Source organism: Streptomyces sp. NPDC033180 (assembly GCF_055577645.1).
In genome coordinates this window covers 133,997-146,946 of the sequence record NZ_JBVIPU010000011.1, presented here as the reverse complement: position 1 = coordinate 146,946, position 12,950 = coordinate 133,997, and the positions used below count along the sequence as shown (strand labels likewise).

At 70.7% G+C, this 12,950-nt stretch carries 10 protein-coding genes; 1 reads left to right on the top strand and 9 read right to left on the bottom strand.

All coding sequences use genetic code 11. The features are described 5' to 3' along the window. Positions 1–104: 104 nt before the first annotated feature. The 9 genes from ACZ5WE_RS26895 to ureA all read right to left on the bottom strand — a co-directional run bounded on the left by ACZ5WE_RS26895 (position 105) and on the right by ureA (position 11,162). Positions 105–1,001, bottom strand: a complete 897-nt coding sequence (locus ACZ5WE_RS26895; protein ID WP_467693033.1) for an alpha/beta fold hydrolase — start codon at positions 999–1,001, stop codon at positions 105–107. Between the two features lie 77 nt (positions 1,002–1,078). After that, entirely contained in the window at positions 1,079–2,425 is a 1,347-nt protein-coding gene (locus tag ACZ5WE_RS26890; protein ID WP_467693035.1) for a hypothetical protein, read from the bottom strand. Between the two features lie 62 nt (positions 2,426–2,487). Next, entirely contained in the window at positions 2,488–4,092 is a 1,605-nt protein-coding gene (gene cimA, locus ACZ5WE_RS26885; protein ID WP_467693037.1) for a citramalate synthase, read from the bottom strand. Between the two features lie 334 nt (positions 4,093–4,426). Further along, on the bottom strand, positions 4,427–5,674 hold the full coding sequence (locus ACZ5WE_RS26880; protein WP_467693039.1) for a TolB family protein: 1,248 nt from the start codon (positions 5,672–5,674) through the stop codon (positions 4,427–4,429). Between the two features lie 125 nt (positions 5,675–5,799). Continuing rightward, positions 5,800–6,861 carry a TolB family protein gene (locus ACZ5WE_RS26875; RefSeq protein ID WP_467693041.1) on the bottom strand — a complete coding sequence of 354 codons (1,062 nt, stop codon included), beginning with the start codon at positions 6,859–6,861 and terminating at the stop codon, positions 5,800–5,802. 103 nt (positions 6,862–6,964) lie between these two features. Continuing rightward, positions 6,965–7,531 carry a TetR/AcrR family transcriptional regulator gene (locus ACZ5WE_RS26870; RefSeq protein ID WP_467693221.1) on the bottom strand — a complete coding sequence of 189 codons (567 nt, stop codon included), beginning with the start codon at positions 7,529–7,531 and terminating at the stop codon, positions 6,965–6,967. 102 nt (positions 7,532–7,633) lie between these two features. Beyond that, the gene (locus ACZ5WE_RS26865; protein ID WP_467693043.1) at positions 7,634–8,647 is read right to left on the bottom strand and encodes an agmatine deiminase family protein; all 1,014 of its coding nucleotides are present in this window, start codon (positions 8,645–8,647) and stop codon (positions 7,634–7,636) included. A gap of 92 nt (positions 8,648–8,739) precedes the next feature. Next, positions 8,740–10,461 (bottom strand): urease subunit alpha, encoded by a 1,722-nt coding sequence (locus ACZ5WE_RS26860; RefSeq protein ID WP_467693045.1) that lies wholly within the window; start codon positions 10,459–10,461, stop codon positions 8,740–8,742. Continuing rightward, on the bottom strand, positions 10,458–11,162 hold the full coding sequence (gene ureA, locus ACZ5WE_RS26855) for an urease subunit gamma (RefSeq protein WP_467693047.1): 705 nt from the start codon (positions 11,160–11,162) through the stop codon (positions 10,458–10,460). Before ureA ends, ACZ5WE_RS26860 begins: the two co-directional genes overlap by 4 nt. 162 nt (positions 11,163–11,324) lie before the next feature. Here ureA and ACZ5WE_RS26850 point away from each other — a divergent pair, with 162 nt between their 5' ends. Continuing rightward, positions 11,325–12,779 carry a cytosine permease gene (locus ACZ5WE_RS26850; RefSeq protein ID WP_467693048.1) on the top strand — a complete coding sequence of 485 codons (1,455 nt, stop codon included), beginning with the start codon at positions 11,325–11,327 and terminating at the stop codon, positions 12,777–12,779. The last annotated feature ends 171 nt before the right edge of the window (positions 12,780–12,950 follow it).

The window sequence follows — 12,950 nt, the reverse complement described above, 5'->3', positions numbered from 1 at the left end:
GATGCCGGTCGCGACGGACGAGGTGTACTGGGACCACATGTGCGGCCCCGGCCCCGACGGCCACCGCGGCCGGGCTTGTGGCACGCGGGCGCCGAACGGTGCGGCTAGGGTCCGACGGATTCTGTGTGCGTCAGGATCGCTTTCGCGAGCGGGCCCTGTACCGCCGGGGGCAGTGCGTGTCCCATGCCCGGGATCTCCACGACGTGGGTGGTGCCAGCGCCGATGACCTGGGCCAGGTGGTGCGGGTGCGGGGGTGGGAAGACCGGCTCGGCCGGGGCGGAGATGACCAGCGTGGGGACCTTCGTGTCGGCCAGTTCGTCGGTACGGAGCATGTGGGAGTCGTCGGCTCGGGCGTGGGCCGTCGAGGCGACGTGGGTGCCGGTGTGGGCGATGATCCTGCGCTCCAGATCGCGGAAGTACGCGTCGTCCGCGTCGAGTTGGCGGCCGTTCAGGCCCCGCCAGTGCTCCACCCTGCGGTCGAGTTCGGCCTCCATCCCCGTGTCCTTGACCGGACGCGACCACATCTCCAGGACCTCCGGTGCGATGCCGGGGAGTTCCCCGACGGGGACTTCAGTTCCGTCCGGGGCCAGGTACGGGGTTTCGCTCAGCGCACAGGTGCCGATCAGCGTGGCGCTCAGGACGCGCTCGGGGTGGTCGGCGAGGACCAGTTGGGTCAGCATGCCGCCGAGGGACATACCGACCAGATGCGCCCGCTCGACCCCCAGGGCGTCCAGGACCGCGACGGCGTCCCGCGCCAAGTCGGTGATGGGGTACGGGTGTTGATCAAACTCAGCGGTGGAGCGCCCTGTGTCCCTGTGGTCGTAACGGATGACCTGAAACCGGGCGGCGAGCGCGTCGGCCAGGGCGTCGGGCCAGCCGAGGCCCGACGCCTGGGCGCCCATGATCAGGAGCAGGGCGGGGGCGTCGGGTGCACCACGCCGTTCCGTCCACAGGCGGACGCCGGGGGCGGCTTCGACGTACTGCTGCTGGGGCTGCTCCATGGGATGACCTTTCGTGGCAACGAGGCTTCACCAAGACGATACGTATCGTCTCTTAAAGCCCGTGCGCCGTCAACCCGCTAGAACCCGCCGCCCCCGAAGTCCCCGCCCCCGCCGAAGTCCCCGCCGCCCCCGAAGTCCCCGGGATTGAAGTCCGAGCCCGAGTAGTCACCGCCGTCGTACCCGGCGCCCCCGCCGCCTCCGAAGTCGCCGTACCCCGCCCCGTAATCGCCCGCGTACGCCGGGCTCGCCATCATTCCGCCGAGCATCGTGCCCACAAGGAGGCCCGGCAGCATGCCGCCGCCGAAATAGCCGCCGGCCCAGGGGCCGTAGGCCGGGCCGGCCTCCCAGTACGGGCGCCGCTCCCCCGATTCCGTGGCCACCGTCCGCGACATGGGCTCCTCGCCGTCCGCGAGGCGCGTCGCGTCCGCGAGGCACACCGGGACCGACCGCTCGGCCCCGCCCGGCGGCGCCCACTGGGCGTCCTTCACCGACGGGCCGTGGCGCGGGTCGAAGAAGCAGGGAGCGCGCCGCTCCGGCAGCGGGCGGCCCTCCCGGCGCGCGGCGAGCAGGGCGAGCGAGAAGCGGCCGTCCTCCAACGACTGGGTGACGGCCCGCACCTGCTCGGGCCGCTCCGCCGCCGCCATGAACGACTTCGCCTTCTCGTACGAGTCGAGGGCCCGTTCGTAGTCCGCGCGCATCATGTCGTCCGCTCCCGCCTCCCCGGGGTGGAAGTCGAGACGGTCCAACTCCTCGCCGTACGCCGTGATGTCCTCGTCCACCACGACCCGCAGCTTCTCCAGCGCGACCCGCTGCTCCTCGGCCCTGCGCCGCCGGTTCCGCCGGACCACCGCGTACGTGGCACCGCCGCCCGCGACGAGCACCGCGCCGACACCGATCAGCGCGCCCACGGGAGTGCCGCTGTCGGAACCGGCGTCCCAGGACGCGGGCGCCGAGCCGCGTGTGTCCTTCACCGCCTGGTCGACGAAGTCGTTGAGCTGGGTCTTGGTGTCGGCCACGTCCCCGTAGGTCGCGACGAGGTTCGAGACAGCCGCGTTGCTCAGGACCTGCCGGTCGGCCTTCGCGTCGAACGCGTCGCCGAGCCGGATGCCGTACACACCGGTCACGCCGGTCTCGGTGCGCAGCTTCTGGAAGAGGTCCTGCTTGGGGAAGTCGGCGGGCAGCACCGCCACGAACACAGGCTTGTCGGCGTCCTTGATCTTCTCCGCGAGCGCGTTCGCGTCAGCGTCGGGCAGCTGATCCGCGGCGTCCGGATCCACGTACACCGGGCTCTTCTCCCAGGCGTCGGCCACCGCGGGGACGCTGGTGGCGGCCGCAGCCCCGGGCGCCGCCGTGACCGACACGGCACCCAGGGACAGGAGCATCCCGGACAGCGCGACAATGAACCGCTTCGTCCCATTGCTCATACTTCGAAGCTAACTCAGTCGGGCCCCCGACGGAGGTCCGTGAGCGAGCCTATTTGCGGCGACTACTCCACCGGCTCGACGCCCGCGCGCAGCAGACCGAAGGTGTACGCGTCCTCCAGCGCCTGCCACGACGCCGCGATGACGTTCTCCGCCACACCCACCGTCGACCACTCACCGTCACCGTCACTGGTGGAGATCAGTACCCGGGTCGTGGACGACGTGCCGTGCTTGCCCTCCAGGATGCGGACCTTGTAGTCGACCAGCTCCATCTTGGCGAGCTGGGGGTAGATCCGCTCCAGGCCGACCCGCAGCGACCGGTCGAGCGCGTTGACCGGGCCGTTGCCCTCCGCCGTGGCGACGATGCGCTCGCCCTTGGCCCACAGCTTCACGGTCGCCTCGTTGGCGTGCGTGCCGTCGGGCCGGTCCTCGACGATGGCCCGCCAGGACTCGACGCGGAAGTAGCGGCGTGCGCGACCCTCGACCTCCTCGCGGAGCAGCAGCTCGAAGGACGCGTCGGCGGCCTCGTAGGTGTATCCGCTGAGCTCGCGCTCCTTGACCCGCTCGACGACCCGGCCCACCAGCTCCCGGTCGTCGCCCAGGTCGATCCCCAGTTCCTTGCCCTTGAGCTCGATGGAGGCGCGGCCCGCCATGTCGGAGACCAGCATCCGGATGCGGTTGCCCACCAGGTCGGGGTCGATGTGCTGGTAGAGATCCGGGTCGACCTTGATCGCGGAGGCGTGCAGGCCCGCCTTGTGGGCGAAGGCCGAGACGCCCACGTACGGCTGGTGCGTGGAGGGGGTCAGGTTCACGACCTCGGCGATGGCGTGCGATACGCGGGTCATCTCGCGCAAAGACCCCTCGGGCAGGACCTGCTTGCCGTACTTGAGCTCCAGGGCGCCGACCACGGGGAAGAGGTTGGCGTTGCCGACCCGCTCGCCGTAGCCGTTGGCGGTGCACTGCACATGCGTGGCGCCCGCGTCGACCGCGGCGAGGGTGTTGGCGACGGCGCACCCCGTGTCGTCCTGCGCGTGGATGCCGAGCCGGGCGCCGGTGTCGGCGATGACGGTGCCGACGATGGCCTTGACCTGGGCGGGGAGCATGCCGCCGTTGGTGTCGCACAGGACGACGACGTCGGCGCCCGCCTCCCAGGCCGTGCGGACGACGGATTTCGCGTACTCGGGATTGGCGCGGTACCCGTCGAAGAAGTGCTCGCAGTCGATGAAGACGCGGCGTCCCTGGGCGGTGAGGTAGGAGACGGTGTCGCGCACCATCTCCAGGTTCTCGTCCAGGGTCGTGCGCAGAGCGAGCTCGACGTGCCGGTCATGGGATTTGGCGACGAGCGTGATGACCGGGGCTCCGGACTCCAGCAGGGCGTTGACCTGCGGGTCCTTCGCCGCCGAGCCACCCGGGCGGCGCGTGGCGCCGAAGGCGACGAGCTGGGCGTGCCGGAAGGTGATCTCCTGCTGGGCGCGGGAGAAGAACTCGGTGTCGCGGGGGTTGGCGCCCGGCCAGCCGCCCTCGATGAAGCCCACGCCGAAGTCGTCCAGGTGCCGGGCGATGGTCAGCTTGTCCGCGACGGTCAGGTTGATTCCCTCACGCTGTGCGCCGTCGCGCAGCGTGGTGTCAAAGACGTGGAACGCATCGTCGGGTGTGCTGGTTTCCGTCATGCTGATCTGGCTCCTGTGTCGGATCTCGGTCTACCGGAATGACCGGCTCCACCACCTCAATGATCCCTCGCGCTCCGTGTCCGGCTGATGTTGGGCCAGGAAACGAAAAAACCCCTCGTGGGTACGAGAGGTTTGCGCGCGGGTCGAGAGACGACGGTGTCCGTCCGTACATGGTGGTACGAGACGGTCACTGCGGACCGGCGCGCCTGCTGCCAATAATCATGGCGAACGAGAGCACGGTGACAGCCTGCCACAGCCCGCACACGACGCGCCGCCCCGTCTCACGATGCGGGCGACGCGTGGGACGCGCCGCCCGCAGGCGTGACGTGCGGTGTCAGCGCATGTGACGTACGAAGGCGTCGTAGCCGTCATTGGTGTCGCCGCTCAGGAGCGACGCGTCACCGGAGAGGAAGGCGACCCTGCGGCCGTCCGCCGAGATTCCGCCGGGGGCGACCTTCGCCGTGGCCGTGCCGCCCGTGGTGTCCGGGGTGACGAGCGTGGTGCTGCCCTTCTTCAGGTCCCGCAGGTAGACGGGCCATTCCTTGCCGTACTCGGAGCCGGCTTCGGCGAGTTCCGACATGAACGTCAGGCGGCGGCCGTCGGCGCTGATCGCGGGCGCGCGGGTGTAGACCTCGCCGGGGCCGCCCTGGGTGCCGTGGATGCGCTGGTTCTCGCCGGACGCGATGTCGTGCACGAAGACGTTCCAGGCGACGTCGTCGTCGTTCGGCACGAGGTGCGTGTCGCGGGACTCGAAGACGACGGTGCGGCCGTTGCCGCTGATGGACGGGTCGAGGGACTCCTTCTCCGTCTTTGATCCGTCGTGCGAACGGTCGACCTCCGTCAGCTCACCGGTCCTGCGGTCCCGCAGCAGGACGTCGCTCCAGTCGTCGCCGCGCGGGCCGTTGAAGTAGTTGTACGCGTAGACGACACGGCTGCCGTCGTCGCTGACGGTGGCCCCGTGCGCGGTGCGGCCGTCCCTGGCCGGGTCGGCGTCGCTGATCCGCTCCGTCGTGCCGGTCTTCCGGTCGCGCAGGAAGACGATGTCGCCGGGGCCGCCCGCGCGCCGGCCGACGTTGAAGACGGCGTACCGGGCGTTCGGCGTCAGCGAGACGGTGCCCGCCCCGGCGGCACCGTCCGGCAGCTCGACGTCGAGCCGCTCGACCTTCTTGGTCCTGCGGTCGTAGAGCCGGACGTCGGCGTCCGAGAAGGAGTCCGCGGGGCTGGTGATCATCGCGACATAGCGCCCGTCGGCGCTCAGCGATGGGCTCCTGACGTCACGCCCTTCGAGGGCGATCCGCTCGGTCTTGCCGGTGCGCAGATCGCGTACGAAGACGTCGCTCAGTCCGTTGGTGTCGCCCGCGACCAGATCGGTGGCCTCGGAGTCGAAGGCCGCGAACCGGCTGTTTCGGCTGATCACGGACCCCGCGGAGCGGTCGTTGGCGGCCTTGCCCTCGGCCGTGACGCTGACGCCCTCGGTGCGGGACGCCTCGGGTGCCGCGGACGCGGCCGGCAGGGTGCCTGCCGTGACCGCGGCGACGAGTGCGGCGGCGGCCAGAGCGGCGCGGCGCTTGGTGCTGTGCATGGTCAAATCCCCCGTGATTGCTCGGTGTTCGGTGCGGATGCCGCCTTTGGTGCGACGCGGCGTTCCGTGCGTGCATTGTCTGTGATGCGCGAGATGCGCTGATGGTTGCGCTACTTGCGGAACTGTCAGCGCGGCGTCCACTTGAAGACGTCGCTCAGACCGTTCGTGTCGCCAGGCACGACATCCGCGTCCGCCGTGGAGAAGACGACACCGCGTCCCTTGTCCGCGATCCCGCCACCGGCGCCGTGGCCCACGGCGACCTGGTGGCCGCCGCGCAGGTTCCGCAGCCACAGCTTGGACTGGCCGTCACCGCTCAGGACTTGGCGCCCGTCGGGGCTGACGGCGCTGATGCGGCTATCCTCGACGCGCTGGATCCTCCCGGTCCGCAGGTCGCGTACGTAGGAGCCGTCCGCCCCTTCCATGACGGCCGTGCGGCCGTTGTCGCTGATCTGCGTCAGCGTGGACGGGGTACCGTCGTCGATGCGGGCGAGGCTGCCGGTCGTACGGTCGCGGAGCCGGACCTGGCCGATGCCCTTGTCCTCGTAGGCGACGTAGCGGCCGTCGCCACTGATGGACGGGTCCACCATGTCGCGGGCCGCGTCCGGGGGTCCGTCGCTGATGACCTCGCGGGTGTCGTTCTCGCGGTCGTAGACCTCGACCCGCTGCGGGTCCCCGGGATGCTGTGGCTGCAGGTCGTAGGCGACGTAGCGGCCGTTCGCGCTGATGTCCGGAGAGGACGCGCTGTACTTGAAGCCCCTGCCGTCGATCTGCTTGATCTGCCCCGTGCTCAGATCGGTGAGGAAGACGTTGATGCCGTGACTGCCCCAGCCGGTGTGGGCGGCGTACCGCCCGTCGTCACTGAGGGAGGGGGCGCCCATGGAGTTCTTGATCCGGGTGACCTCGCCGGTCTTCAGGTCGCGCACGTGCCCGTAGTCGTACGGCCCCTGGTAGGGATCCGGCGTCAGGGTCTCCGCGTCGCTCCAGAACGCGACGTACCGGCCGTCGCTCGTGATGGAGGCCGTCCTCGAAGGCCCGTCCCCCTCGGCCCCGTCGGCGGCGACGCTCACGCGCTCCACCTTCGGTGCCGGCGGCTTGTGCGGCGCGGCCCGCGCCGCGGCCGGTAACACGGTGGTGCCGAGCGCCGCGATCAGCAGGGCGCTCAAGGACACACGCCTGGCAGTGGACATGGCTTCCCCCAAAACCTGTCGTTCCCCCCGGCCCCGTACCGAAGGCCCACGGGGATACAAGCGCACCGCCAGGAAACACACAATCCGCAGGAACGCGTACAACCTAGACGGGGGTCACCGGGTCCTGGGGTCCGAAGACGAGCGCTCCGTCCAGGAACTCCCGTACGTGCGCGAGGATTTGGTCACGCCCCGTGCCGCGCAGGCCGATCGCCACGTGGATGGAGAACCCGTCGAGCAGCGCCCGCAGCCTGGCCGCGAACCGGTCGGGGTCCAGGGGCCCGAACTCGCCCCGTGACACGCCTTCGGCGAGCAGCGCCACCAGGTCGCGGTGCCAGGCGCTCTCGATGGCGACCTGGCGGTCGCGCTCGTCCTCGTCGGCGTTCAGGGAGCGGTTCCAGACCTCCAGCCAGAGCGTCCAGTGGGGGTCGCCGGGCGCGTCGGGGACGTACAGATCGACGTACGCGTCGAGCCGCTCGCGTGCCGTGCCCTGCCGGGCGAGCAGCCGGCCGCGCTCGGCGCCGAGCGCGGACTCGCTCCACTCCAGGGTGCGCAGGAGGAGCTCGTCCTTGGTGCGGAAGTAGTAGAGGAGGTGACCGCTGCTCATGCCGACCTCACGGCCGAGCGCGGCCATGGTCAGTTTCTCCAGGCCGCGCTCGGCGATCATCTCCATGGCAGCGGCAAGCACGTCCTCGCGCGGTGGTGCGTTCTTCCGGCGGGCGGCCTCGGCCACGGAAACTCCTGCGGTTGTTCGTCTGTCACCAGCTCTGGTGAGCTAGATCCTCGGCTGCTGCTGGGTGATGCAGTGGATGCCACCACCCCCGGCAAAGATCGTACGGGCGTCCACGAGCGTCACGGTCCGCTCCGGGAAGAGACGGCGGAAGATGCCCGCGGCGATCTCGTCGCGCGGGTCGTCGAAGGCGCACAGGACGACGCCGCCGTTGCAGAGGTAGTGGTTGATGTAGGAGTAGTCGACCCAGCCCTCGTCGTCGGTGAGGACGGTCGGCGCGGGCACCTCGACGATCTGCAGGGTGCGGCCCCGGGCGTCGGTCTGCCCGCGCAGAACCCCGATGATCTCCTTGCTGACCTCGAAGTCCGGGTGGGCGGGGTCCTGCTGCGAGTGCACGAGGACGATGCCGGGCGCCGCGAAGGCGGCGACGATGTCGACATGTCCCCGGGTGCCGAACTGGCCGTAGTCCCCGGTCAGGCCCTTCGGGAGCCAGATCGCCTTGCTCGTGCCGATGCGGGCGTGGATCGCCGCCTCGGCCTGCTCGCGCGTCAGCCCCGGATTGCGTCCCGGGTCGAGCTGGACCGTGTCGGTCAGCAGGACCGTGCCCTCGCCGTCGACGTGGATGCCGCCGCCCTCGTTGACCAGGGGCGAGGAGTGGACGGGTACCTGCGCCAGGTCGGCGACATGGCGGGCGATCTTCGCGTCGTGCTCCCAGCGGGCCCAGTCCTGGCCGCCCCAGCCGTTGAAGATCCAGTCCACGGCGGCCAGTTGGTCTCCGTCGCGTACGAAGGTGGGGCCGATGTCCCGCATCCACGCGTCGTCGAGATCGCGCTCGACGAGCTCGATGTCCGGGCCGAGGAGCGCGCGGGCCGACTCGCTCTGGCCGGTGCCGACGACCATCGTCACCGGTTCGAAGCGGCGTACGGCACGGGCGACGGCCGCCCAGGCTGCCCGGCCCTCGGCGAGCTCGCGCTCGTTGGTGAAGGTCGGGTTGGGGCCCGGCCAGGCCATCCAGGTGCGCTCGTGCGGGGCCCACTCGGCGGGCATGTGGAAGGTCATGGTGATCCCTATGGAAGGACTTCAAGGAGGACTGACGGGAGGACTGACGGGAGGACTGACGGGAGCGCTGCCGGAGGGACCGACGGAGGGAACTACAGGAAGTAGAGACGGTTGAGCGAGACCGAGTCGGCGGGCTCGGAGCGCACCGGGTCGCCGTCGAGCGTGACGAGGCCCGAGCGCTGGTCGACGTCGATGGAGCCGGTGCGGGAGTTGAGCCGCAGGTCGGCGGGGCCGATGCCCCGGGTGCCCCGCACGGCGACGCGGCGCCGCCGGGTCGGCATCTTGTCGTTTCCCTGGTCGACGGCGGCCTGCGCCACGAAGGCCACGGAGATGTCGGCGGGTGTCGCGCCGTACGAGCCGAACTGCGGCCCGAGGACGAGGGGTTCGCAGGTGTCGGTCGCGGCGTTCGGATCGCCCACGACGCCATAGGCCGGGAAGCCGGACTTCAGAACCAACTGCGGCTTGGCGCCGAAGTATTCGGGCCGCCAGAGCACGATGTCGGCCATCTTGCCGACCTCGATGGAGCCGACCTCGTGGGCGAGGCCGTGGGCGATGGCGGGGTTGATGGTCAGCTTGGCCATGTAGCGCAGGACGCGCGCGTTGTCGTCGGCCGCGCCGTCCCCGTCCATGGGGCCGAAGTCGGCCTTCATCTTCCCGGCCATCGCGAAGGTCCTGCGTACGGTCTCGCCCGCGCGCCCCATGCCCTGCGCGTCGGACGAGGTGATGCCGATGGCACCCAGGTCGTGCAGCACGTCCTCCGCGCCCATGGTGCCGGCGCGGATGCGGTCTCGGGCCATGGCCGCGTCGCCCGGCAGGTCGGTCTTCAGGTCGTGGACCGAGACGATCATGCCGTAGTGCTCGGCGACGGCGTCGCGCCCGAAGGGCAGCGTGGGGTTGGTGGAGGAGCCGATCACGTTCGGCACGCCCGCCATCTTCAGGACGTTCGGGACGTGACCGCCGCCGCACCCTTCGATGTGGAAGGCGTGGATGGTGCGGCCTTCGAGGACCTTCAGGGTGTCCTCGACGGAAAGACACTCGTTCAACCCGTCGCTGTGCAGGGCGACTTGGACGTCATGTTCCTCGGCGACGCGCAGCGCGGTGTCCAGGGCACGCGTGTGCGCGCCCATGTCCTCGTGCACCTTGAAGCCCGATGCGCCGCCCTCGGCGAGCGCCTCGATGAGCGGGGCGTCGTGCGAGGACGAACCCCGGCCGAGGAAGCCGATGTTGACCGGCCAGGCGTCGAAGGCGTTGAACGCGTGCTTCAGCGCCCAGGGCGAGTTGACGCCGACGCCCCACACGGGCCCGAACTCCTGCCCGATGATCGTGGTGACGCCTGAGGCGAGGGATGCCTCCATGATGCGCGGCGAGAGCAGGTGGACGTGGGTGTCCACGGCTCCGGCGGTGGCGATGAGCCCCTCGCCCGAGACGATGGACGTGCCGGTTCCGACGACGACGTCGACGCCGTCGAGGGTGTCGGGATTGCCGGCCCGCCCGATCGCGTGGATACGGCCTTCCCGGATCCCGATGGACACCTTGCGGATGCCCTGCACGGCGTCGATCACCAGCACATTGCTGATCACGACGTCACAGGTCTCACGGACGGCGGCGGCCTTCAGATGCAGACCGTCACGGGCGGTCTTGCCGAACCCGGCGAGGAACTCGTCGCCGTACCGCTGCGAGTCGGACTCGACGCGGACCGTGAGGCCCGAATCACCGAGCCGGACGTGGTCGCCGGCTCGGGGGCCGTGCGTGGCGGCGTACTCGTACGGGGTGAGGCGGCGTGGTTCCGCGGGGTGACCTCCGGGGCGGCTCATCGCTCGACCTCCTGCTCAGTGGTTTCCGGTATGCCGAGGTAGCCGCAGGCGGCGGCGCGGCGCAGGGCCTCTTCGCGGGCGCCCGGGGCGTCCAGCGGGCCGTCGACCAGGCCGGCGAAGCCGATCGCGATCCGTTCGCCACCGATCGGAAGCAGCCCGACCTCGGCGCTCTCGCCGGGCCCGAAGCGGACCGAGGACCCGGCGGGCACGGCAAGACGCAGGCCGTACGCGGCCGCCCGGTCGAAGTCGAGCCGGGGGTTGGCCTCGAAGAAGTGGAAGTGCGAGGTGACGGAGACGGGCACGGTGGCCGTGTTGCGCACCGTGAGCTTCAGGGCCGGCGCGAGGTCCTCGTGCTCGGGTCCGGGCAGCAGCGCCCCCGGAGCCTCGCTCCCCAGCCCCTCCCCGATCGGCTCCGCGACGACCGCGAGCCGGGATCCGTCGTCGAAGACGGCTTCCACATGCACCTCGGTCACCACGTCCGCGACGCCCGGCAGGACGTCGTCGGGCCCGAGCACCGAGCGCGCACGCTCGATCGCCTCGGCGAGCCTGGCGCCGTCGCGGGCCGCCTCGCACACCGTGTCCGCGATCAGCGCGGTCGCCTCGGGGACGTTCAGTCTCAGGCCGCGCGCCTTGCGGGCCCTGGCCAGCTCGGCCGCCCCGAAGAGCAGCAGCCGGTCGCGTTCCGTGGGAGTAAGCCGCACGCCACCACACCTCCATCGTTTGAACACCACTCTAACCATGAGATTCATCTGACGGAAACATTGACGTGCGACCTTGACTCAGGTCACATTGAGCGGCACTCAAACAGTCGGACGGCGGCCTGTGTGCGCAGGCGGCCACGATCGAGCGTCAGGGGCACCCTCATGCCGATAGAACAGCGCGGAGTCGACACCATCCCGGACGGGGAACGCACCAGCGGCCCCCGCGATCTCATCTCGATCCTGCTCGGCTCCAACCTCTGCCTCGGGGTGATCGTCTTCGGCTGGCTGCCGGTGTCGTTCGGCCTCGGCTGGTGGGCATCCGTGACGTCCGTGGTGGCGGGCACGGTGATCGGTACGGCTCTCACGGCGCCCCTGGCCCTGGTCTCGCTGCGCACGGGCACGAACCTCTCCACGTCCTCCGGCGCCCAGTTCGGTGTGCGGGGCCGCCTGGTCGGCTCGATCGTCGGCCTCCTGCTCTCCCTCGGATACACCGCGCTGACCATCTGGATCGGCGGCGACGTGATGGTGGGCGTCCTGCACCGCCTGACGGGACTCCCCTCCAGCGGCCTCTCGTACGGAGTCGTGTACGCGCTCCTCGCTGCCGCCACGATGACGGCGGCGGTGTACGGCTACCGGGTCCTGCTGCGCCTCTCGCGCGTCCTCGCGGTCGGCATGACGGCGCTGCTGATCCTCGGGGCGGTGGCCTACGCCCCCGACTTCACCACCTCCGCCCTCCCCGAGGCGGGCGGCTACCTCCTCGGCTCGTTCTGGCCGACGTGGCTGCTCGCCCTGGTGGCGGCGGGCCTCAGCGGCCCGATCGCGTTCATCACGCTGCTGGGCGACTACACGCGGTACGTCTCGCCCGCCCGGCACAGCTCGCGCACGGTGCTGAGGGCGTCATGGATCGGCCTGCTCGCCGGACTCCTGGTCCCCCAACTCTTCGGTACGTTCACGGCGTACGCGGCGGGTGCGGCGCTCGACTACGCGGGGCCGCTGGTCTCGGCGTCCCCCTCCTGGTACTTGACCCCCCTCCTGCTCGCCGCCTCCGCGGGCTCGGTCGGCAACGCGGGCCTGATGCTGTACTCGATGGGCCTCGACCTGGACGCGATCCTGCCGCGGGCTTCGCGGGCCCGCGCGACGTACACGGTGGCGGTGGTGGCCACGGGGTGCGTGTTCGTGGGCCACTACGCGTGGGAGGCGCAGGACGCGATGACGTCCTTCGTCCTCCTCCTCACGGCGATCGGTACGCCGTGGGCGGTGATCACCCTGATCGGCTTCGCGCGCTGCGGTGGCGTGTACGACGCGGAGGCGCTCCAGGTCTTCAACCGCCGTTCCAGGGGCGGGATCTACTGGTACCGGGGCGGCTGGAACGTCCCAGCGACGGTGAGCTGGGCGCTGGGTGCGGTGGTCGGGCTCGCGGCGGTCTCGCTCCCCTCCTACGAGGGGCCGCTGCTCTCCCTGACGGGTGGGGTGGACTGCAGTTTCCTGCTGTCGGGGGTGGTGGGGGGCGTGGCGTACGTGGCCCTTGAGCGGGGGCGGGCTCCGGAGCCTGTCGCTGCCGCTGGGGCTGGGGCTGGGGCTGCGGAGGAGGGCCCTGCGGTCAGCGTTGCCCCTTGATCAGCTCACCCGCGGCCTTACCTGCCCGAACGGGCCCTTCCCGCCCACCCACCCGATCACCCCGCATCCAACCCTGACCGAACAAACCTTTCCCGCCCACCCACCCGATCACCCCGCAGCGACAGGGGGTGGGCGGGCGGGGGTCGATGATCCGTCTAGTGGACGTGGCGG

What these genes read in the sequence shown, in the direction of transcription:
- ACZ5WE_RS26895 (WP_467693033.1), bottom strand. Translation starts at nt 1,001, where the DNA reads ATGGAGCAGCCCCAGCAGCAGTACGTCGAAGCCGCCCCCGGCGTCCGC.
- ACZ5WE_RS26890 (WP_467693035.1), bottom strand. Translation starts at nt 2,425, where the DNA reads ATGAGCAATGGGACGAAGCGGTTCATTGTCGCGCTGTCCGGGATGCTC.
- cimA (WP_467693037.1), bottom strand. Translation starts at nt 4,092, where the DNA reads ATGACGGAAACCAGCACACCCGACGATGCGTTCCACGTCTTTGACACC.
- ACZ5WE_RS26880 (WP_467693039.1), bottom strand. Translation starts at nt 5,674, where the DNA reads ATGCACAGCACCAAGCGCCGCGCCGCTCTGGCCGCCGCCGCACTCGTC.
- ACZ5WE_RS26875 (WP_467693041.1), bottom strand. Translation starts at nt 6,861, where the DNA reads ATGTCCACTGCCAGGCGTGTGTCCTTGAGCGCCCTGCTGATCGCGGCG.
- ACZ5WE_RS26870 (WP_467693221.1), bottom strand. Translation starts at nt 7,531, where the DNA reads ATGGAGATGATCGCCGAGCGCGGCCTGGAGAAACTGACCATGGCCGCG.
- ACZ5WE_RS26865 (WP_467693043.1), bottom strand. Translation starts at nt 8,647, where the DNA reads ATGACCTTCCACATGCCCGCCGAGTGGGCCCCGCACGAGCGCACCTGG.
- ACZ5WE_RS26860 (WP_467693045.1), bottom strand. Translation starts at nt 10,461, where the DNA reads ATGAGCCGCCCCGGAGGTCACCCCGCGGAACCACGCCGCCTCACCCCG.
- ACZ5WE_RS26850 (WP_467693048.1), top strand. Translation starts at nt 11,325, where the DNA reads ATGCCGATAGAACAGCGCGGAGTCGACACCATCCCGGACGGGGAACGC.